General features: G+C 59.6%; 17 protein-coding genes. 4 read left to right on the top strand and 13 right to left on the bottom strand.

The genetic code is table 11. The annotated features are described in order from the left end of the window. Nucleotides 1-6: 6 nt before the first annotated feature. From xseA to leuA, 4 genes are all read left to right on the top strand, one after another. Complete coding sequence (xseA, locus tag JFU58_RS15390) at nucleotides 7-1,386, top strand: exodeoxyribonuclease VII large subunit (protein ID WP_093201360.1); 1,380 nt, start codon at nucleotides 7-9, stop codon at nucleotides 1,384-1,386. 3 nt (nucleotides 1,387-1,389) lie between these two features. After that, nucleotides 1,390-2,211 (top strand): peptidoglycan DD-metalloendopeptidase family protein, encoded by an 822-nt coding sequence (locus tag JFU58_RS15385; RefSeq protein ID WP_017478670.1) that lies wholly within the window; start codon nucleotides 1,390-1,392, stop codon nucleotides 2,209-2,211. A 137-nt stretch (nucleotides 2,212-2,348) separates the two neighbouring features. Continuing rightward, entirely contained in the window at nucleotides 2,349-6,368 is a 4,020-nt protein-coding gene (locus tag JFU58_RS15380; protein ID WP_201141086.1) for a membrane-targeted effector domain-containing toxin, read from the top strand. Between the two features lie 399 nt (nucleotides 6,369-6,767). After that, the gene (leuA, locus tag JFU58_RS15375; RefSeq protein WP_063032988.1) at nucleotides 6,768-8,447 is read left to right on the top strand and encodes a 2-isopropylmalate synthase; all 1,680 of its coding nucleotides are present in this window, start codon (nucleotides 6,768-6,770) and stop codon (nucleotides 8,445-8,447) included. A gap of 194 nt (nucleotides 8,448-8,641) precedes the next feature. Here the strand turns inward: leuA and JFU58_RS15370 are convergent, their stop codons facing one another. The 13 genes from JFU58_RS15370 to fdx form a co-directional block, all read right to left on the bottom strand. Beyond that, complete coding sequence (locus JFU58_RS15370) at nucleotides 8,642-9,433, bottom strand: amidohydrolase (RefSeq protein WP_201141084.1); 792 nt, start codon at nucleotides 9,431-9,433, stop codon at nucleotides 8,642-8,644. Further along, nucleotides 9,421-10,569 carry a pyridoxal phosphate-dependent aminotransferase gene (locus JFU58_RS15365; RefSeq protein WP_063032990.1) on the bottom strand — a complete coding sequence of 383 codons (1,149 nt, stop codon included), beginning with the start codon at nucleotides 10,567-10,569 and terminating at the stop codon, nucleotides 9,421-9,423. The genes JFU58_RS15370 and JFU58_RS15365 overlap by 13 nt, the downstream gene beginning before the upstream one ends. 108 nt (nucleotides 10,570-10,677) lie before the next feature. Then, nucleotides 10,678-12,147, bottom strand: a complete 1,470-nt coding sequence (der, locus tag JFU58_RS15360; protein ID WP_201141083.1) for a ribosome biogenesis GTPase Der — start codon at nucleotides 12,145-12,147, stop codon at nucleotides 10,678-10,680. A 139-nt stretch (nucleotides 12,148-12,286) separates the two neighbouring features. Further along, entirely contained in the window at nucleotides 12,287-13,438 is a 1,152-nt protein-coding gene (gene bamB, locus JFU58_RS15355) for an outer membrane protein assembly factor BamB (protein WP_063032991.1), read from the bottom strand. After that, nucleotides 13,431-14,072: a YfgM family protein gene (locus tag JFU58_RS15350; RefSeq protein ID WP_010176862.1), complete on the bottom strand. Its 642-nt coding sequence runs from the start codon at nucleotides 14,070-14,072 to the stop codon at nucleotides 13,431-13,433. The genes bamB and JFU58_RS15350 overlap by 8 nt, the downstream gene beginning before the upstream one ends. 40 nt (nucleotides 14,073-14,112) lie before the next feature. Then, nucleotides 14,113-15,402, bottom strand: coding sequence for a histidine--tRNA ligase (gene hisS / locus JFU58_RS15345; protein WP_003209664.1), 1,290 nt, complete (start codon nucleotides 15,400-15,402; stop codon nucleotides 14,113-14,115). A gap of 21 nt (nucleotides 15,403-15,423) precedes the next feature. Continuing rightward, complete coding sequence (gene ispG / locus JFU58_RS15340) at nucleotides 15,424-16,533, bottom strand: flavodoxin-dependent (E)-4-hydroxy-3-methylbut-2-enyl-diphosphate synthase (RefSeq protein ID WP_017478664.1); 1,110 nt, start codon at nucleotides 16,531-16,533, stop codon at nucleotides 15,424-15,426. Between the two features lie 4 nt (nucleotides 16,534-16,537). Beyond that, nucleotides 16,538-17,485, bottom strand: a complete 948-nt coding sequence (locus tag JFU58_RS15335) for a RodZ domain-containing protein (RefSeq protein WP_201141082.1) — start codon at nucleotides 17,483-17,485, stop codon at nucleotides 16,538-16,540. Beyond that, complete coding sequence (gene pilW, locus JFU58_RS15330; protein WP_177070771.1) at nucleotides 17,485-18,243, bottom strand: type IV pilus biogenesis/stability protein PilW; 759 nt, start codon at nucleotides 18,241-18,243, stop codon at nucleotides 17,485-17,487. Before pilW ends, JFU58_RS15335 begins: the two co-directional genes overlap by 1 nt. Nucleotides 18,244-18,255: 12 nt before the next feature. Further along, nucleotides 18,256-19,404, bottom strand: coding sequence for a 23S rRNA (adenine(2503)-C(2))-methyltransferase RlmN (gene rlmN / locus JFU58_RS15325; protein ID WP_003209670.1), 1,149 nt, complete (start codon nucleotides 19,402-19,404; stop codon nucleotides 18,256-18,258). Nucleotides 19,405-19,434: 30 nt separating this feature from the next. Continuing rightward, on the bottom strand, nucleotides 19,435-19,860 hold the full coding sequence (gene ndk, locus JFU58_RS15320; RefSeq protein ID WP_003175956.1) for a nucleoside-diphosphate kinase: 426 nt from the start codon (nucleotides 19,858-19,860) through the stop codon (nucleotides 19,435-19,437). Nucleotides 19,861-19,948: 88 nt separating this feature from the next. Then, nucleotides 19,949-20,149, bottom strand: a complete 201-nt coding sequence (gene iscX / locus JFU58_RS15315) for a Fe-S cluster assembly protein IscX (protein ID WP_017478661.1) — start codon at nucleotides 20,147-20,149, stop codon at nucleotides 19,949-19,951. 14 nt (nucleotides 20,150-20,163) lie between these two features. Beyond that, nucleotides 20,164-20,505, bottom strand: a complete 342-nt coding sequence (fdx, locus tag JFU58_RS15310) for an ISC system 2Fe-2S type ferredoxin (protein WP_003209674.1) — start codon at nucleotides 20,503-20,505, stop codon at nucleotides 20,164-20,166.

The raw sequence follows: 20,505 nt of genomic DNA, 5'->3' as shown, positions 1-20,505 counted from the left end.
CCGCCCATGATTAAAGATCCCTTTGCCCGTCTGGGCCTGGACCGCGAAGTCCTGACTGTCAGCCAGCTCAACGGCCGTGCGCGGGTGTTGCTGGAAGACGTGTTCACCAATATCTGGGTCGAAGGCGAGATCTCCAACCTCGCCCGCCCGGCCTCCGGCCACGTGTACTTCACCCTCAAGGACAGCGGCGCCCAAGTGCGTTGTGCGCTGTTCCGGCAGAACGCCGCCCGGGTGCGCCAGGCATTGAAAGACGGCCTGGCGGTGAAGGTGCGGGGCAAGGTCTCGCTGTTTGAGGGCCGTGGCGACTATCAGCTGATTCTCGACACGGTGGAGCCGGCCGGTGACGGCGCCTTGCGCCTGGCCTTCGACGCGCTGAAGGAAAAACTCAGCGCCGAAGGCCTGTTCAGTGCCGAGCGCAAGGTGCCGCTGCCCGCCCACCCAAGGCGCATCGGGATTATCAGCTCGCCCACCGGCGCGGTGATTCGCGACATCATCAGCGTGTTCCGCCGCCGGGCACCCAACGTGGAACTGACGTTGATCCCGACGGCCGTGCAAGGCCGTGAAGCGGTCGCGCAAATCGTCCGCGCACTGAAGCTGGCCGATGCACGGGGCTTCGACGCGTTGATCCTGGCCCGTGGCGGCGGCTCGTTGGAAGACCTCTGGTGCTTCAACGAAGAAGCAGTAGCGCGTGCGGTGGACGCCTGCGTGACGCCCATCGTCAGCGCCGTTGGCCATGAGACCGATGTGTCGATCAGTGACTTTGTCGCCGACGTGCGCGCCCCTACCCCTTCCGCCGCTGCCGAGCTGTTGGCGCCGGACTCCAGCCACCTGACTCGCCAGGTAGAGAATCTGCACCGTCGCCTGGTGATACTGATGCGCAACCGCCTGACCCACGACCGCCTGCGCCTGGAAGGCATGGCCCGTCGCCTGCGTCACCCGGGCGAACGCCTGCGCCAGCAAGCCCAGCGCCTCGACGACCTGGACATGCGCCTGCGCCGCGCCTTCGAGCGCAACCTGAATACCCGTCGTGAACGGCTGATCCGCCTGGAAACCCGCCTCGCAGGCCAACATCCAGGCCGTCAACTGGCCCTGCTGCGCCAACGCCTGGACAGCCTCGCCGAACGCCTGCCCCGCGCCATGCGCGAAGGCCTCAAGGCCCGTCGCCTGCAACTGCAAAGCCAGGTGCAGACGCTGCACGTGGTCAGCCCGCTGGCTACTCTCGGACGCGGCTACAGCATCCTGCTCGACGAACGCGGCCAGGCGATTCGCAATGCCGCGCAAACCCACACCGGCCAGCGTCTCACCGCGCGCCTCGGTGAAGGCCAATTGCAAGTGCGGGTGGAAGACAACCACCTGACGCCCGTCACCCTCTCGTTACTGGATTGATTGATGCCACGCTTTTTAAGTTTGTTGATGCTGCTGTGCCTGACCTTTAACGCCCATGCCGACAGCTACATCACCCGGCTGCTGAACAAGCCGGTGCCCGGTGGCGTCGCGGTGGTCGACCTCGGTACCTCGGCGACTGCACCCAAAGCCACCTACCTAAACCGGCCGGTGCTGGTGGTGAAGGAACAGAACAACTGGCTGGCGATTGTCGGTATCCCGCTGACGGTCAAGCCCGGTACCCAACGCATCACCAGCGGCAGCCAGAACCTGCCGTTTGTCGTGGGGTTCAAGAAGTACCCCGAGCAGCACATCACCCTGAAGAACAAAAGCCAGGTGAACCCGGACCCGGCGCAACTCAAGCGCATCGAAGGCGAGTTGGCGGTCCAGCTCAAGGCCTACCGCAGCTTCAGCCCGAACACGCCAAGCAACCTGCTGCTGGACAAACCGGTGAACGGGCCGCTGTCGAGCAAGTTCGGCGTGCGACGCTTCTTCAATGGCGAGGAGCGTAATCCGCATTCCGGCCTGGACTTTGCCGTAGGCGCCGGCACGCCGATCAAGACCCCGGCGGCGGGCAAGGTGATTCTGACCGGCAACTACTTCTTTAACGGCAACACCGTGTTTGTGGACCATGGCCAGGGCTTCATCAGCATGTTCTGCCATATGTCGAAGATTGACGTGAGCGTAGGCCAGCAACTGGCCCGTGGTGCGGTGGTGGGCAAGGTCGGTTCCACCGGCCGGGCGACCGGGCCGCATATGCATTGGAACATCAGCCTGAACGACGCACGGGTGGACCCGGCGATCTTTATCGGCGCATTTCAGCCCTGAACACTGCGCTGCACCCTCACCGGTGCGGCGTTCTTTGCTTACATTTCCCGCAGGAACCAACTCACTGTGAACCCTCACCCATCTGACGACTTACAAGGAGCGTAACGACGACATTCAAATACTGTGAGGTTTCCCTTATGTTTGATCGTGTCACAACGCCCACGCTGCCCCCCTCGCCCCAGCCCTCCGTTTTACTTACCGCCACCTCAACATCCGCCTTCACTCCTCCACTGCCGATCCCGCCCCCCACCGCGTCTCACTCGAACTCAGCGTCAAATGACCTGCCGTTGCCCAACTCGCCCGGAATACCGCCGGCCCGACGCTCAGCGCTCGCAATACATTTCAAAGTCAGCGCTCAGCAAGCCTTCATCACTGATCACGACAACCTCACGACCGCCATGCAACGGCTGCATAGCCAGCAACCGAACTTCAAGAGTTTCCAGCTGCAGCAACTGGCCACAATGTTTACCGGTCAGCCCCAACTCAATCCACCAGAGTTGACCTTCAAGCGCTGGATTCAACAGAGTGATGGCAGTATCAAGACACTCTCTGAGCAACCACTCCTGGATGCGCTGGATAAAAAGATTGCAGGGCTGGCGAGCAATACCGACGAAGACGCCAACGTACTGTCGGGCGTATTCACCCGAGTCAGCACCAGTGAACCGCCCACTTACATCAACACAACGCACTCGTTAAGCACCATCGCCCAGCGCATCACCGAGCAATACCCCGAGACGGTACGGAAATTCTGGACGACACCACGTCTATCAATCACAGACCCGCGTGTACCAAAGGCGCCACAGGACGAATTGCTGCACCTGCACAAGCAACAACTGTCGACACTGGCTGCGCTGCGTGCAAGCGATAGCACCCTGAGCCCGACCAGCAAAAAACTGATCGATACGGCACTGCAATACCCCACCTTGGCCGAACGCGAGCAGGTCTTTGCCAATGGCGCTCGCCCTGGTGTGTACCCGCTTACCCTGGATGACGGCACCGAACACGGTGCGTTACTCGCGGGCTGCTTTCTGATCACTCAAACGGATGGATCCTTTGCCAACCCACCGGCCTGGCCCAATGGCAGATCTCTGGCGCTCAACGATGCCAATGGCCCAGTCGTGCTGTACACACCCGGCGAAGGATTCGAGGAGTTCGCCACACCTGCCCAAGCACGCGAGGCGGTGGCGCAACGTCTGGATCAAGGCGGATCAAGTAAGGATTTGCTGTTGCAGACCCTGCCACTGTCTCTGCAAAACCGGCCTGATCCTCCCACCGGGGACGACCTGATGCTCAGCGCCCAGCCGCTGCGAGGAGACGTGCTGGCCGCAGGAGTACCCGAGATGCTCAAGCGCCAGCAGGCCGAGATCAACGCGAGTCTGGCCAAAACACCCGCCCAATCCACCCTCCCATTGCACAAGGCCATTGATGAGGCTGCCGACTGGTCCTATTTGCTTGACGGCAGCAATGCCGTGCTGGCCCGCAACCAGAAACTGGCCGAGAGCCTGCAACCCGAGTGGATGAAAAACCTGACTCCGGGTCAGGAAGCGTTCTATGCCTATCTGGAACAAGGCGAGGAAAAAAGCGCGAACGCACTGAATTCCCTGCTTGAGACGATTCCCTCACTGGCTACCTTCGCCCGAGACCGGATGAACGCAGCGATAACACAGCTATACCCGACGGCAGAGGTGGATGCCGATCAGTTGATGGTCCAAGCGCAAACCAGAACCCGGATTCATACGGGCCGGCCAGGTCCCGCTCAAGAGCCATCAGTCGCACACACACGCCTGTCGCTGGCCGATCTTGCCCTGAAAAACCCAACCGGGTTCCCCACGGGCGAACCTTCCGGATTTACGCAGATCACGTTCAAACTGCCGCTGGTCGACAGGCAGGGCAACCCGATACTGGGCACTGACGGCAATCGGGTAGTCCTGGACACCCATCAGCTCAAAGCATTGGTCAATACGGCCGATGTAGGCGGCGAATACACCCGCCTGCTGAAGAAGGAACTGGCGACGGACGCGACGTCGGGGCCCGCCGCGGAAAGACGCAAGGCCTGGAAAACCAGCCAGACGAACCAGATGTATAAAGAGTTGCTTCTCTCGGAGTTCAACCCTGCTGCCTATAAGACTGAGGCGAAAGAAGACAAAAACACCAAACGCGCAGAGCAATGGGTCGCGGCCGTGGTGTACCACCCAGACCCGGCCAACCGCCCATCCGTCGACGGCCAGCCCATCGTCGCCCATACCCTCCTCCAAAGGGGCTTGCCCGTACAGGGCGTCATGGTGATTGCCAACGGCACAGACCCAGAGCGGGTGTTGTACACGCCGGATGCGCCCGACGGTTTGAGCTTCCGCGAACTGGCAGACCAAAACGCACTCAACACCCTGCTGGATAAAAACGAATGGAAGCTCTACACCGCGAACCGGAAGTCGCCAGTCAATAAGGATGACGTCGCCAAGGCAAGGGACGCGCTCAAACAGCAAGCCAGCGCTCTGGGCACCAATCCGGCCGCCACCATCGAAGCATTCGTCAAGACTCTCAAGCTTACGGGCGCCTCCAATACCCTCACACCCATAACCGGCAACGTTCAGGATGCGTTGTACAAACAAAAGGTACAGCTACTGGTCGATAAAGCCGACCACCAGTCAGTCAGCAGCGCTGAAGTGGCGGCGCAATCGACAGCAAACAAGATCCAGTTCGGCATTGAAGTCGCTACGATATTCCTCGACCTGCTACCGGTATTGGGCAAAGGCGTGTCCACAGCTGCCCGGCTAGGAAAGGCCGGGGTAACAGCGCTGCGTGCCAACGCAAGGGTACTGCCCAAACTGATCAAGCATCCGGCGCTGGCGCGCGCGATCTATGCTGATTTTGCGACCTCGGCGACGGGCATCCCGGTGATTCGCACCTCGCAACTACGACCGGAGGTAAAGCTCCCCATGCTCACAGCACCGCCGCCGTTGGTGATCCCGCCACCGGCGCCAAGCTCGAGCCGCTCGCACGTCGTCACGACGAGCACTCCACCAGCAGCACCACTCTCAAGTACAGGCCGTGACCTGAGCCGCTATGCCGTGCCGGATAGGCTGATCCAGGGGCGCCCGCTGCGGCCGGACGGCACTTACAACGTCGGCGACCATTGGTATGTGCGCTTTACCGACAACACCGGGGTGAACAAGGTGTACCAGATCGATTCGGCATTTCACGCACGCAGCGGACGGGTCAATATCGTCGACCCGAATGCCGCGTCAACGGCGCCCAAAAGCAGCAAAATCGTGGCCTCCGTGCAATCCGGAGGAGAAGGCGAATGGCGGCTCAACGAACTACCGGGAGGAGTAAAGCAATTACCCGAAACCGAGTATGTCAGCCGCAGCAAAGGGCGGCTGATCGAGACCGATTTCACTGAAAAAGGTCTGCCCGTCGCCAGGCTTTGGTTCAGGCGGGATGCCCAGCGCTTCTATCAGAACATGGTCGCAGGCGGACAAATGCCGCCACGTCCGCCTCGTCTTGCGCTTGAGCCCGGCGCATCGCCCGCCGATCTCTTTCGTGAAGGTTTTAAAACCAATGACGTGGTCGTACTCGGTGAGCTTCACACCGAAATCGCCAGCTTCCAACTGATCAAAGAGAATATGCAGACCCTTAAAGAAGCCGGCGTCACTACCCTCGCCCTTGAAAATGTCGAGTACAACGCTGCGGGCGCAGTCGTCGATGTGGGCATGGGCAATGGCCGACCAGCGGGAGCATCGCCAACACTTTCCGAGTTGTATGACCTTGCTCGTGAACACGGCATAAAGATTAAACCCCTCGACCATCATTATCTGACCCGACGCTCGGATATGGCAGATTTCTACAAAAACGTCGGAGACAACGATCGGGGCATTACTCGCCTGCAGGAGTTCAACTACTACGCCACGCGCATGCTGCAAAACCGCCAGCCAGGCGAAAAGGTGCTGGCCGTGGTCGGCAGGTCTCATATGAACACGGCCCGCAACGTTCCAGGAGTGGCCGAACTCACGGGCGGAATAGGAGTAGGCGTCTACCCGGCAACAACAACCGACAAAAGCATTGCCATCAGTGGCCCTTCAATCCGCCGAGACGCCGGAGCCAGCGTAGCGAATAACCATACGGCCGGTGACTACCAGATTTTCCAGAAAGTCACTTGAGGCGATCCAGGGACGCATGGGCGAATTCATCACCATTGCGTCCCACCGCACAAGCACTCGATGCTGATACACCTCGCCCTTTTAAATTGCAAAGCCGTGTAAAGCGGCGCAACAAACAAAACCATTTTTCACAAAAACAACAATAAATATCCCTAAAACTGGATTTCTGAAGAAATCCTATCAATTTTTCCAGAACCCTTGCCATCTCCGCTGGCCACGATTAGGGTTGGACCTATGAAAACCTCTCACACCCTCATTCAGCTCCGCCAGCACCGCAGCCTGTGCCTCGTCAGCGCACGACTGCCAGGCTGAATCGATCTGCCTCGTCTTCCGCTTTTCCCCCAATAACAGTTTTACGGCAGGCCGCCTTTTTTCGGCCCTTAAACAAAGGATTTCCCGATGAGCATGCTCAAAGACCCGTCTTCGAAATACCGCGCGTTCCCGACCATTGATATCCCGGACCGCACCTGGCCGTCGAAGACCATCACCGCCGCGCCGATCTGGTGCAGTTCCGACCTGCGCGACGGCAACCAGTCGCTGATCGAACCGATGGACGCGGTGAAAAAGCTGCGCTTCTGGAAGACCCTGGTCGCCGTCGGCGTGAAGGAAATCGAAGCCTCCTTCCCTGCTGCATCGCAAACCGATTTCGACTTCGTGCGTACCCTGATCGAAGACAATCACATCCCCGAGGACACCACTATCCAGGTGCTGACCCAGGGCCGTGAAGACTTGATCGCACGCACCTTCGAATCCCTGCGCGGGGCGAAGAAAGCCATCGTTCACTTGTACAACGCTACGTCGCCGTCGTTTCGCCGCATCGTGTTCAACCAGGACAAGGACGGCATCAAGGCCATCGCGGTCAACGCGGCCAAGCTGTTCGTCAAATACGCCGCCCAGCAGCCGGAAACCCAGTGGACCTTCGAATACTCGCCAGAGACTTTCAGCGCCACCGAGCTTGAGTTCGCCAAGGAAGTCTGTGACGCGGTGATCGAGGTCTGGAACCCGACGCCTGAGCACAAGGTGATCCTCAACCTGCCGGCTACCGTCGAGTGCGCCACCCCGAACATCTATGCCGACCAGATCGAGTGGTTCGGTCGCCATATCAACCGTCGTGACAGCGTGATCATCAGCCTGCACACCCACAACGACCGTGGCACCGGCGTGGCCGCTACCGAATTGGGCCTGATGGCCGGCGCCGACCGTGTCGAAGGCTGCCTGTTCGGCAACGGCGAGCGTACCGGTAACGTCGACCTGGTGACCGTGGCGTTGAACATGTACACCCAGGGCCTCGACCCTCAGTTGGACTTCTCCGACATCGACGGCATCCGCAAAGTCGTCGAAGAGTGCAACCAGATCCCGGTTCACCCGCGTCACCCGTACGTCGGCGACCTGGTTCACACCGCCTTCTCCGGCTCCCACCAGGACGCCATCCGCAAGGGCTTCACCCAGCAGAAAGACGACGCCCTGTGGGAAGTGCCGTACTTGCCGATCGACCCGGCGGACATCGGCCGCAGCTACGAGGCAGTGATTCGTGTCAACAGCCAGTCGGGCAAAGGCGGCATCGCCTACCTGCTGGAGCAGGAATACGGCATCAGCTTGCCGCGCCGCATGCAGATCGAGTTCAGCCAGGTGGTACAGGCCGAAACCGACCGTGTAGGCCTGGAGATGACCGCCTCGCAGATCTACAGCTTGTTGCAGCGTGAATACCTGCAAGCCAACATTCCTTACGCGCTGGTCAGCCATCGCTTGCAGGAAGAGAACGGCAACAGCTCGGTGGAAGTTGAAGTCTCCGGCAAGGGCCAGGGCGAAACCAACCTGCGCTGGCACGGCAAAGGCAACGGCGCCCTGGAAGCGCTGGTGGCCGGCCTGCCGATTGGTGTTGAGATCATGGACTACAACGAACACGCGATTGGTGCCGGCACCAATGCCAAAGCCGCTGCTTACATCGAGCTGCGGGTGAACGGTGAACGTCCGGTGCACGGCGTGGGCATTGATGAGAACATCACCACGGCGAGCTTCAAGGCAGTGTTCAGCGCGCTGAACCGCTCGTTGAGCCAGCTGGAAGCGAAAGCGGCGTAAACACTGACCGCTGAAATGCAAAAGGCCCCGGGATGAGAATCCAGGGGCCTTTTTATTGGAATTTGTGGTGATTTTAAGGGCCTCTTCGCGAGCAAGCCCGCTCCCACATTTTGACCGCGTTCTTTCAGGTAGCGCAGGACGAATGTGGGAGCGGGCTTGCTCGCGAAGGCAATCTATAAGGCGGCGAAAATCCTTCAGGTGAACTCAAAGCTGTCCGCATCCAGGTTCGCCGGGAAGCGTGTGCGGTACTCCGCCAATTCCGCTGCATCCAGGCACACCTGGAACACGCCGTCCGCCTCCCCTGCGCTCAGCAGGCTTTCGCCCTGGAAGTCCACGACCTGGCTGTCGCCGGTGTAGGCAAAACCCTTCCCGTCCGTGCCCACCCGATTTACCGCCGCCACGTAGCACAGGTTTTCAATGGCCCGTGCCGGCAACAAGCGGTTCCAGTGCTGACGCCGAGCGCCCGGCCAATTGGCGGTGTACAGCAGCAAGTCAGTGTCCTGGGCGTCACGGCTCCACACCGGGAAGCGCAGGTCGTAGCAAATCAACGGACGAATCCGCCAGCCCTTGAGTTCGAACTGCACCTGGCGTTCGCCGGGGGTGTAGTGGTCGTGCTCACCGGCCATGCGGAACAGGTGACGCTTGTCGTAGTGCAGCACCTCGCCATCCGGGCGCGCCCACAGCAAGCGATTGCGGTGGCTGCCGTCGGCGGCCTGGATGATCACGCTGCCGGTGATCACCGCGTTGTACTTCTTCGCCTGGGCCTGCAGCCATTGATGAGTGGGGCCGTTTTCAGGCTCGGCGAGGGTTTCCGATTCCATCGAGAAACCGGTGGTGAACATCTCCGGCAACACGATCAGGTCGGCGCCCTGGGCCTGGTCCAGCAGCAGTTCGAAATGCTCCAGGTTGGCCTGGCGGTCGTGCCAGGCCAGGGTGGTTTGCACCAGGGCAATGTTCAGGTTGGGCAGTGCACTCAGATCACGCATAGTTTCTCGGCTGCTTGACGCAGCGTCTCCTCGCGTTTGGCAAAGCACAGTCGCACCAGGCGCTGGCCTTGCGGTGGGTTCTGGTAGAACACCGAGACCGGGATAGTCGCCACGCCATGTTCGCGGGTCATCCACAGCGACATGGCGACGTCATCCAGGTCCGGGCGAATCTGTGAGTAATCCACCAGTTGGAAGTAAGTTCCGGCCACCCGGGTAAAGCTGAAACGCGATGGTTCCAGCAGATCGCAGAACAGGTCGCGCTTGGCTTGATAGAAAGCCGGCAATTCCTCTACGTGTTCCGGGTGTTCGGCCATGAAGTCTGCCAAAGCGTACTGCAATGGGGTCACGCCGCAAAAGTTGACATATTGATGCACTTTGCGCAGCTCGGCGCTGAGGGCCGGAGGCGCAACCACGTAGCCGGTTTTCCAGCCGGTGACGTGGTAGGTCTTGCCGAAGGAGCTGACCACGAAGGCGCGCTGGTACAGCTCTTCGTGGGCCAGCACGCTGACATGGGGCACTCCGTCGAAGACCAGATGCTCGTAGACCTCGTCGCTGACCAGGTAGATGTCGCGGTCGCGGATCAACTCGGCCAACTGGTCCAGCTCGGCACGGCTGATCAAGGCACCCGTAGGGTTGTGCGGGCTGTTGAGGATGATCATGCGGGTGCGCGGGGACAGCGCCGCCTTGATCTGTTCGAAGTCGAGGGAGAAGTCATTCAGGCCCAACTGCACATGTATGCAGCGACCACCCGCCAGCTCAACCGAGGGCTCATAGCTGTCGTAGGCCGGATCGAACACGATCACCTCATCACCGCTGCGGATCACAGCCTGGATCGCGCAGAAGATCGCTTCAGTCGCGCCTGGGGTGATGGTCACTTCGCTGTCGGCATTCACCGTGGCGCCATAGCTGCGGGCGATCTTGGCCGCTACTTGCTGACGCAGTACCGGCAGACCGGTCATGGGCGCGTATTGGTTATGGCCAAGGGCAATGTGCTTGCCCACCGCATCGAGCAAACCCTGAGGCCCATTGAAGTCGGGAAAGCCTTGGGACAGGTTGAGCGCACCGGTTTCGGCGGCGAGTTGCGACATGGTGGTGAAGATGGTGGTGCCGACATTCGGCAGCTTACTGGTGATCATCGGTGCGCCCCTTGCGGTGAGCCCCAAGTTTTAAGCTGCATGCCACGAAGGGTCAACCGCCAGGCACAAAAAAGGGCTCTTAAAGAGCCCTTTTTCAACCGATCAGGATCAGCGCTTGTCGCGGCGCTTTTTGTCGGCTTTCTTGTGGTGCGTCATCATCCGACGCTTTTTGTTGACCTGGCGGTCGGTGAGGCTGTTCTTGTTACCTTCGTACGGGTTCTCGCCACCCTTGAACTCGATACGGATCGGCGTACCGACCAGTTTCAAGACACGGCGATAGGTGTTTTCCAGGTAACGCACGTAGGACTTCGGCACCTTCTCCAGCTGGTTACCGTGAATCACGATAATCGGCGGGTTGGCACCACCCAAGTGAGCGTAACGCAGCTTGATCCGACGGTTGTTGACCATCGGCGGCGCGTGCTCGCTGACCGCATCTTCCAGAATCTGGGTCAGGCGGTTGGTCGGCCAGCGGGTAACCGCGGACTTGAACGAGTTCTGCACCGAAGCGTAGAGGTTGCCCACGCCGGTACCGTGCAGTGCCGAGATAAAGTGGATATCGGCAAACTCGACGAAGAACAGACGACGCTGCAGCTCGACCTTGACGTAGTCGCGCTCGCTCGGCGTCATGCCGTCCCACTTGTTGATCGCAATCACCAGGGCGCGACCGGCTTCCAGGGCAAAGCCCAGCAAGTTCAGGTCGTGGTCTACCACGCCTTCGCGGGCATCCATGACGAAGATCACCACGTTGGCGTCTTTGATCGCCTGCAGGGTTTTCACCACGGAGAACTTTTCAACTTCCTCGTGGATCTTGCCGCGCTTGCGCACACCGGCGGTGTCGATCAGCGTGTACTTCTCGTCGTTACGCTCGAACGGGATGTAGATACTGTCGCGCGTGGTGCCGGGCTCGTCGTAGACGATTACCCGATCTTCACCGAGCATACGGTTGACCAGGGTCGACTTGCCGACGTTCGGACGGCCGATGATCGCGATCTTGATACCGTCTTTTTCGCTTGGGCCAGGAATGCGCTTGGCTTCCTCGCCTTCGGCAACGATTTCTTCTTCGCCTTCGACTTCATCCACGTCATCACGCGGGAAGTCGCGCAGCGCGATTTCCAGCATCTGGGTGATGCCGCGACCGTGGGCACCGGCGATCGGGATCGCGTCGCCCAGGCCCATCGGGCTGAACTCGGCACGGGCCATTTCAGGATCGATGTTGTCGATCTTGTTGGCCACCACATAGGAACACTTGTTGCGCTTGCGCAGGTGCTCGCCAATCATCTGGTCAGCAGCGGTGTAGCCCGCGCGGGCGTCCACCAGGAACAACACGACATCAGCTTCTTCAATGGCCAGCAGCGACTGCTCGGCCATCTTTTCGTCCATGCCATGCTCGTCACCGGAGATACCACCGGTGTCGACAATAATGTAGGAGCGCCCTTGCCACTTTGCCTCACCGTATTGGCGATCACGGGTCAGACCGGACAAGTCGCCGACAATGGCGTCGCGAGTCCTGGTCAGGCGGTTGAACAAGGTGGACTTGCCGACGTTCGGTCGGCCCACCAGGGCGATTACGGGAACCATGCGGCTCTCCACTTCGTTATTTCAGAAAATACAAAAGCCGCTGCAAGGCAGCGGCTGGTGCTCGGGGCAGCATATTCAAATGCCGCATGCCCCGCCGAAGCGGGGCCGCCTGGGTGTTACCCCAAGCATAGTCAAACCATTACTTGATGGTCAGCGCTTCCAGTTTGCCGCTGTTGCCATACACGTAAAGCATGTTACCCACTACCAGCGGACGGGCACGCAGGCCGTCACTGTCGATACGTTCGCGACCGACGAAGCGACCGTCCACCTGGCTCAGCAGGTGCAGGTAGCCTTCAAAGTCGCCTACCGCTACGTAGCTGGAGAACACTTCCGGTGCCGACAACTGACGGCGAGCCAGGGAGTCGTTGCTCCACAATGCAGTGGTGGAACGCTCGTCGACACTTTCAACGGTGCCAGACGCCAGGCTTACGTAGACGCTGCCAAACCCTTGGGCGACACCGGCGTAGCTGGAAGCATCACGCTGCCAGTTGATCCGGCCGCTTTGCACGTCCAGCGCCGCGACGCGGCCCTGGTAAGTGGCGACGTAGAGGGTATCACCCGACAGCAGCAAGCCACCGTCGATGTCTACTACGCGGTCCAGTTCCGAACGACCCTGAGGAATTGCAACCCGGGTTTCCCAGGCCGGCACGCCGTTCTGGGTGTCCAGGGCGACCACTTTACCGGTCGACAGGCCTGCCAGTGCGAGGTTGCTGGTCACAACCGGACCGCTGGTACCGCGCAAGGTCAGGACCGCCGGCGTGCTGTCGTACAACCAGCGCTGGTTACCGGTGGCGGCGTCGAGGCCGATCACACGGTCATCCTGGGTTTGCACGACAACGATGTCACCGTTGGTAGCCGGTGGCGAGAGCACTTCACTGGTCACGCGAGCGCGCCATTTCTCTTCACCGGTGCTCTCGTCCAGCGCCACCACGTCGCCTTTCAGCGTGCCGAGCAGCACCATGCCGGAACCCACGCCTACGGCGCCAGACACAGGCAGTTCGAGATCTTTCTTCCATTTGACGTCGCCGTTCATGCGATCCATGGAGACCACAACGCCGGTGGAGTCAGCAGCGAAAATGGTGTCGCCGTCGATAGCCGGAACCATCAGGTTGTAGAGATCGCCCTGACCGTCACCAATGGAGCGGCTCCACTGCTTTTGCAGGACCACTTCTTCCTTGAAGCTGGTCAGCTCGGCCGGAGGCAGTTCTTTTTTGCTGTTGCTGCTGCAACCCGCGGCCAAAACGGCCAGAGCCAGCAATGCTGCATGTTTCCAACGGATCACGTCACGCATCCCCTTTGGCCAAGTCGTCGAGCTTGATTTGTAAGCCACCGACCGCCGCTTCATCAGACAGCGCCGCCTTGGCTTTTTGGTACGCAGCATTGGCTTCGTCGGTACGACCCAATTGGACCAGGAGGTCGCCCTTGAGCTCTTCACGAGTGGCCAGGAATGCCTTGTCAGCATCGCCGTCGAGCAGTTTCAGTGCGTCGTCGGCCTTGTTCTGTGCCGCGAGTACCTGAGCCAGACGCTGACGTGCGATTTCACCCAGTGTCGGGTTGGCCGGCTTGTCGGTGATGGCTTTCAGCTCGGAGGCTGCGTCATCCAGCTTGCCATTGTCGACCGCAACTTTTGCGACGAACAGGCTGCCGTATTGCGCGTAGGTGCTACCGCCGAACTCGCTCTTCAGCTTGCCGGCCAGGTCTGCAACCTGGGCAAGGTCAGGCTTGCCGTTTGGCGTCAGCGTGGTTTCCAGCAATTGCTGATAGATAATCGAGGCGCCTTGCGACTGGTTAGCCTGATACTTGTGCCAGGCTTGCCAGCCGAACACCACTACTAAAGCCAGCAGGCCGCCAGTGACCAGGGGCTTGCCGTTGCGCTGCCACCAGTCTTTGAACTCGGCCAGCTGGTCATCATCAGTACTCGACACCCCAATACTCCTTAATCGCTAAATCGGCTGTTTGACAGCTTCAACCCTGCACGATGCAGGTGGCCAGGTGCGCTGCAAGCGCATCAAAGGCAATGCTTTGTTGTTCACCCTGACCACGCAGGGGTTTGAAACTTACCACTTGCTGGGCCAATTCATCATCACCCAGGATCAGTGCATACAACGCACCGCTCTTGTCGGCTTTCTTGAACTGGCTTTTGAAGCTGCCGGCGCCGGCATTGACTTGCAGGCGCAGGTTCGGCAGTTGATCGCGCAGCTTCTCGCTCAGGGCCAGGGCAGCCAGTTCGGCCGCCTCGCCAAAGGCACAGAAGTACACGTCCACCTGACGGGAAATTTCTTCGGGGACCTGCTCCAGGGTTTCCAGCAGCAGGATCAGCCGTTCGATGCCCATGGCGAAGCCAACACCGGTGGTCGGCTTGCCGCCCATCTGCTCGACCAGGCCGTCGTAACGGCCACCGGCACACACGGTGCCCTGGGCGCCGAGCTTGTCAGTGACCCACTCGAACACGGTCTTGCTGTAGTAATCGAGGCCACGCACCAGTTTCGGATTGATGACGTATGGAATACCGGCGGCATCCAGACGAGCCTTGAGGCCCTCGAAGTGGATGCGGGACTCGTCGTCCAGGTAGTCGGCCATTTTCGGCGCGTCCACGAGTACGGCCTGGGTCTCGGCGTTCTTGGTGTCCAGTACCCGCAGCGGGTTGGTTTTCAGGCGGCGCTGGCTGTCTTCGTCCAGCTTGTCCAGGTGGGCCGACAGGAATTCCACCAGGGCTTCGCGGTAGCGGCCCCGGGATTCGCTGGTGCCCAGGCTGTTGAGTTCAAGCTTGACCGCGTCGCGGATGCCCAGCATGCCCCACAGGCGCCAGGTCAGCACGATCAGCTCGGCGTCGATGTCCGGACCGTCGAGGTTGAACACCTCCAGGCCGATCTGGTGGAACTGGCGGTAACGGCCTTTCTGCGGACGCTCGTGGCGGAACATCGGACCGATGTACCAGAGCTTCTGCGGCTGACCGCCGCCGGTGAGGCCATGCTCGAGCACCGCACGCACGCACGCGGCAGTGCCTTCCGGACGCAGGGTCAGGGAGTCGCCGTTGCGGTCTTCGAAGGTGTACATCTCTTTTTCAACGATGTCGGTCACTTCACCGATGGAGCGCTTGAACAGCTCGGTGAACTCGACGATCGGCATGCGGATCTGCTTGTAACCGTAGTTATCCAGCAGGCGCGCGACAGTGCCCTCGAAGTAGCGCCACAGGGGCGTCTGCTCAGGCAGGATGTCGTTCATGCCACGAATGGCTTGCAGAGACTTGCTCACATCTAATCCTTAAATTCGTTCTTAGCCGCGCGCGATCAGCGCTGCGTCAGCCGCAACCTTTTCGGCCGCTTTCTGGCGGATCAGCCGTTCCAGCTCATCCACCAGATTGTCATTCGTCAGTTTCTGCGACGGCTTGCCGTCGATGTAAATCAGGTTTGGCGTACCGCCGGTCAGGCCCACATGGGCTTCTTTGGCCTCACCCGGCCCGTTGACCACACAACCAATCACCGCAACATCCAGCGGCACCAGCAGGTCTTCGAGGCGTACTTCCAGTTCGTTCATGGTTTTCACCACGTCGAAGTTCTGCCGCGAGCAGCTCGGGCAGGCAATGAAGTTGATGCCACGGGAACGCAAATGCAGGGATTTGAGAATGTCGTAACCGACTTTCACTTCCTCTACCGGGTCTGCCGCGAGGGAGATGCGAATAGTATCGCCAATCCCGTCGGCCAGCAGCATACCGAGACCCACCGCAGATTTCACTGTGCCTGAGCGTAAACCGCCGGCTTCGGTGATACCCAGGTGCAGTGGCTGGACGATTTCCTTGGCCAGCAGGCGGTACGCTTCTACCGCCATGAACACGTCGGAAGCCTTTACGCTGACCTTGAAGTCCTGGAAATTCAGGCGCTCAAGGTGTTCGACGTGGCGCAACGCGGACTCCACCAGTGCTGCCGGAGTCGGCTCGCCGTATTTCTTTTGCAGGTCTTTTTCCAGGGAACCGGCGTTGACGCCGATGCGGATGGGAATCCCGCGATCACGGGCGGCATCCACCACGGCGCGAACCCGGTCTTCACGACCGATGTTGCCCGGGTTGATCCGCAGGCAGTCGACACCCAGTTCGGCCACGCGCAACGCGATCTTGTAGTCGAAGTGGATATCGGCGACCAGCGGAACCTTGACCAGTTGCTTGATGCGGCCAAAGGCTTCGGCAGCGTCCATGTCAGGTACGGAAACCCGCACGATGTCGACGCCCGCCGCTTCCAGGCGATTGATCTGGGCGACAGTGGCCGCCACGTCATTGGTGTCGCTGTTGGTCATGCTTTGTACTGCAATGGGGGCATCGCCGCCCACCGGCACCGAGCCGACCCAGATCTTGCGCGATACGCGACGTTTGATTGGAGATTCGCCGTGCATGACTTTATTGTCCCAACTTCAGGCGAGCAGTCTCGCCACTGGTGAACGGCGCCACGTCCACAGGCTGGCCGTTGTAGGCCACTTGCGCGCCACGGGCAAAGCCCAGACGCAGCGTCAAAGGAGGCTTGCCGCCCTGGTCAAGTGTATCTCCCTTACGCTTCAGACCACTGAACAGCACTTTGCCGTTGCCATCGGAGACTTGCGTCCAGCAGTCAGCGACGTAGGTAATTTGGACTCGGCCATCACCGGCGATAAGCGCTGGGGTGGTTGGCGCGGAAATCGCCGGGGCGGCTGGCGTATGAGCCGGAGCAACTGGCGTCGCGGCGACCACTGGAGCGGGAGCGACAGGAGTCGTGGCAGGTGCAGTAGCCGCGTCAGTAGCAGGCTGCTCGGCGCTCGGCTCTGCCTCAGGCGCCGCCTGGCCCTGGGCCACGGCCTGGTCTTCCGGCTCATCCAACGGATGAATCTGGGTGGTGCCGTCGGCGCTTTCGACTTCGACGTGCTCCATGGCGTTGGTGGACAGATCCTTGCCACGTTGGGAGGTCTGATCCTGCCACCATACAAAACCACCACCGATCACGGCGATCAGCAGCAACAGGCTGACAATTCGCAATATCGTGTGGGAAACGCGCACAGGCTCTTCAATGCGCCCCAGGCCATGGACATTGCTGCCCTGGGAATCGGTACCGGTGATCTGGTCGAATTCCTGGACCAATGCGGCCTGGTCGATACCAAGCAACTTGGCATAGGCGCGGATATAGCCGCGGGCAAAGGTATGCCCTGGCAGCTTGTCGAACGCGCCAGCTTCAAGGTTGCCCAATGAAGTCGTGGTCAAATTGAGCTTGAGGGCCACTTCTGCCAGCGACCAACCATTGCTTTCGCGGGCCTGACGCAAGGTCTCGCCTGGGTTTCCACGATTAGCTGCTACAACTTCCGGGTGCGCCGCTTTCATCATTGCTCCGACAGGTATTGCTGATATTCCGGCGTACCGGGATAGAGTCGTTCGAGTTGCTGGCCAAAACGTGCGGCCTTGTCGCGTTCTTCATGAACCGTCGCCAGGCGCACACCGAGCAATAGACTACGTGCATTTTGCCCGCTCAGCAGGCTAAAACGCTCGTAATAGTCACGTGCCGGCACATAATGCCTGTCTTCGAAGGACAACTCAGCCATTTCGAGCAAGGCTCGAGGCTGGCGCTGGTTCAGGTGCAGGGCCTTTTCCAGTTGCTGGCGGGCGGTGTCGCGCTGGCCGAGAAGCATTGAGGTCACCCCAAGATTCTCGAAAACCCGCGAGCGCTCAGGATAGAGGGTATCGGCCGCAGCCTGCTGGAAATATTCGGACGCCTGTTGATAACGTTTCTGCGCAAACAAAAAACTGCCGTAATTATTCAGCAGTCTTGGGTCGCCAGGACGTATGGCCAGGGCCTTTTGGAAATATTGATCGGCCAATTCAGGCTCGGCCTGGGCCTGGAACACCAAGGCCAACGCAGCATTGGCGTCTGCGTCGCTGCCATCCAGTTCAAGGGCCTTCTTCAGCGGCACCTTGGCCTGTTCGGCCATCCCTTGCTGCAAGTACCCCAAGCCCAACTGCACATAGGCAGCACGCGCCTCGTCACGGCCCTTGCCGGTTTGCAACGGGCTGTCATGGCCCGATGAAACACAGCCAGCCGCAAGGCTGGCAACAAGCAAAAGCAGCGCAAGGCGCAAGGGCATAGAGATCCTCTCTCAGGTTCGAGTCGCGGCGCTTTGCGGCATATCGTCGGCGGCACTCAGTTCACGCACGGCGATATAACGTTCGCTGCGACGGGTGCGATCCAGCACCTGTCCTACCAATTGGCCACATGCCGCATCGATGTCTTCGCCGCGGGTGGTGCGCACGGTGACATTGAAGCCTGCATGGTGCAGTTGATCCTGGAAACGGCGGATGGCGTTGTTGCTCGGCCGCTCGTAGCCAGAATGGGGAAACGGGTTAAACGGAATCAGGTTGATCTTGCACGGTACGTTCTTGAGCAACTCGATCATCTCGACCGCATGCTCGACCTTGTCGTTGATGTCCTTGAGCATGGTGTACTCAATGGTCAACACACGTTTCTCACCCAAGGTCGCCATATAACGCTGGCAAGATTCGAGCAGCATCTTAAGCGGATACTTCTTGTTGATCGGCACCAATTGGTTACGCAATGCGTCATTCGGTGCGTGCAGCGACAACGCCAGGGAGACGTCGATGTGCTTGGCCAGCTCATCGATCATCGGTACCACGCCGGAGGTCGACAGGGTCACGCGGCGCTTGGAGATACCGTAGCCCAGGTCGTCCATCATCAAATGCATGGCCGCAACAACGTTGTCGAAGTTCAGCAGCGGCTCACCCATGCCCATCATCACCACGTTGGTGATGGCACGGTCGGCGGTCGCCGGGATGCTGCCGAACGATTTATTGGCAATCCACACCTGGCCGATGACTTCGGCTGCGGTGAGGTTGCTGTTGAAACCTTGCTTGCCGGTGGAGCAGAAACTGCAGTCCAGGGCACAGCCTGCCTGGGACGAAACGCACAGAGTGCCGCGCTTGCCCTGGGGAATGTAAACGGTCTCGACGCAGCTGCCGGACGCCACGCGCACCACCCATTTACGGGTGCCGTCGGTGGAAATGTCCTCGCTGACCACTTCGGGGCCGCGAACTTCGGCAATGGCCTTGAGCTTGTCGCGCAGGGCCTTGCTGACGTTCGTCATGGCGTCGAAATCATCGACGCCAAGATGGTGAATCCACTTCATTACCTGAGCGGCACGAAAACGCTTCTCCCCGATTGAGTCGAAGAATTTTTCCATTTCCTGTTGAGTCAGACCCAGCAGGTTGGTTTTTGCAGTCAATGTAGTCATGGATTCACCTTCGCTCTTTTAAGCCAATGCTTAGCGAGCGGTTACTTCAGTAGCAGCGAAAAAGTACGAGATTTCGCGGGCAGCAGCGGCTTCGGAGTCCGAACCGTGAACGGCGTTGGCGTCGATCGATTCAGCGAAGTCAGCACGGATGGTGCCGGCAGCAGCTTCTTTAGGGTTGGTAGCGCCCATCAGCTCACGGTTCAGAGCGATAGCGTTTTCGCCTTCCAGAACCTGAACAACAACAGGACCGGAGATCATGAAGGCAACCAGGTCGCCGAAGAAACCACGAGCGCTGTGCTCAGCGTAGAAGCCTTCAGCTTCAGCTTTGGACAGTTGCTTGAGTTTCGAAGCTACAACCTTCAGGCCGGCTTTTTCGAAACGAGTGGTGATCTCGCCGATGACGTTTTTTGCAACAGCGTCAGGCTTGATGATGGAGAAAGTACGTTGAACAGCCATGGTGTAACTCCAGAAACGGTAATTTGCGAAAAATTAAACCCGCGAATTATACGCGGGTTCTTGGGTATTGCCTAACCTGCGGGGATGATCAGTCTATTTCTTCGATCCAGAGGGCCTGGACCGCTTCCAATACCTTCTCGCCGCAGCGGCCAGAGGTATTGTCGAAATCCGGAAGCTCCATGATCCATCGCTGCAGGTCGACGAAGTTGACAGTGAGCGGGCTCACATCGGGCTTGGATTCAGCCAGTTCTTCAGCAATGCGTTGTACATCATTCCAACCGTAACTCATGACAGTTCTACCAGTCAGTGCGGCGCTTCGGCGGCATGGTTAAGCGAATATTTCGGAATTTCAACAGTGAGGTCTTCTGTTCCCACTTTTGCCTGGCAGCTCAAGCGTGATGTCGGCTCCAGACCCCACGCCCTATCAAGATAGTCCTCTTCCAGCTCATCAGCCTCTTCGAGGCTATTGAATCCTTCGCGAATGATGCAATGGCACGTGGTACAGGCGTTGACGCCGCCGCAGGCGCTTTCGATCTCGATGTGGTTGTCGTGAGCGACTTCGAGAATGGACTTGCCGGTCTCAGCCTCCACAACCATACCGTCCGGGCAATGCTCGGCGTGTGGCAGAAAAATGATCTGCGGCAT

The sequence above is a fragment of the Pseudomonas sp. TH34 genome, assembly GCF_016650865.1.
Taxonomy (GTDB): Bacteria; Pseudomonadota; Gammaproteobacteria; order Pseudomonadales; family Pseudomonadaceae; genus Aquipseudomonas; species Aquipseudomonas yamanorum.
The sequence above is the reverse complement of the archived record's forward strand: the minus strand, read 5'-3'. Positions and strand labels throughout refer to the sequence as shown.

Bases quoted from the DNA above. Each gene is read 5' to 3' on its own strand.
- xseA (WP_093201360.1), top strand. From the start codon at position 7: ATGATTAAAGATCCCTTTGCCCGTCTGGGCCTGGACCGCGAAGTCCTG.
- JFU58_RS15385 (WP_017478670.1), top strand. From the start codon at position 1,390: ATGCCACGCTTTTTAAGTTTGTTGATGCTGCTGTGCCTGACCTTTAAC.
- JFU58_RS15380 (WP_201141086.1), top strand. From the start codon at position 2,349: ATGTTTGATCGTGTCACAACGCCCACGCTGCCCCCCTCGCCCCAGCCC.
- leuA (WP_063032988.1), top strand. From the start codon at position 6,768: ATGAGCATGCTCAAAGACCCGTCTTCGAAATACCGCGCGTTCCCGACC.
- JFU58_RS15370 (WP_201141084.1), bottom strand. From the start codon at position 9,433: ATGCGTGATCTGAGTGCACTGCCCAACCTGAACATTGCCCTGGTGCAA.
- JFU58_RS15365 (WP_063032990.1), bottom strand. From the start codon at position 10,569: ATGATCACCAGTAAGCTGCCGAATGTCGGCACCACCATCTTCACCACC.
- der (WP_201141083.1), bottom strand. From the start codon at position 12,147: ATGGTTCCCGTAATCGCCCTGGTGGGCCGACCGAACGTCGGCAAGTCC.
- bamB (WP_063032991.1), bottom strand. From the start codon at position 13,438: ATGCGTGACGTGATCCGTTGGAAACATGCAGCATTGCTGGCTCTGGCC.
- ispG (WP_017478664.1), bottom strand. From the start codon at position 16,533: ATGCACGGCGAATCTCCAATCAAACGTCGCGTATCGCGCAAGATCTGG.
- JFU58_RS15335 (WP_201141082.1), bottom strand. From the start codon at position 17,485: ATGAAAGCGGCGCACCCGGAAGTTGTAGCAGCTAATCGTGGAAACCCA.
- pilW (WP_177070771.1), bottom strand. From the start codon at position 18,243: ATGCCCTTGCGCCTTGCGCTGCTTTTGCTTGTTGCCAGCCTTGCGGCT.
- rlmN (WP_003209670.1), bottom strand. From the start codon at position 19,404: ATGACTACATTGACTGCAAAAACCAACCTGCTGGGTCTGACTCAACAG.
- ndk (WP_003175956.1), bottom strand. From the start codon at position 19,860: ATGGCTGTTCAACGTACTTTCTCCATCATCAAGCCTGACGCTGTTGCA.
- iscX (WP_017478661.1), bottom strand. From the start codon at position 20,149: ATGAGTTACGGTTGGAATGATGTACAACGCATTGCTGAAGAACTGGCT.
- fdx (WP_003209674.1), bottom strand. From the start codon at position 20,505: ATGCCGCAGATCATTTTTCTGCCACACGCCGAGCATTGCCCGGACGGT.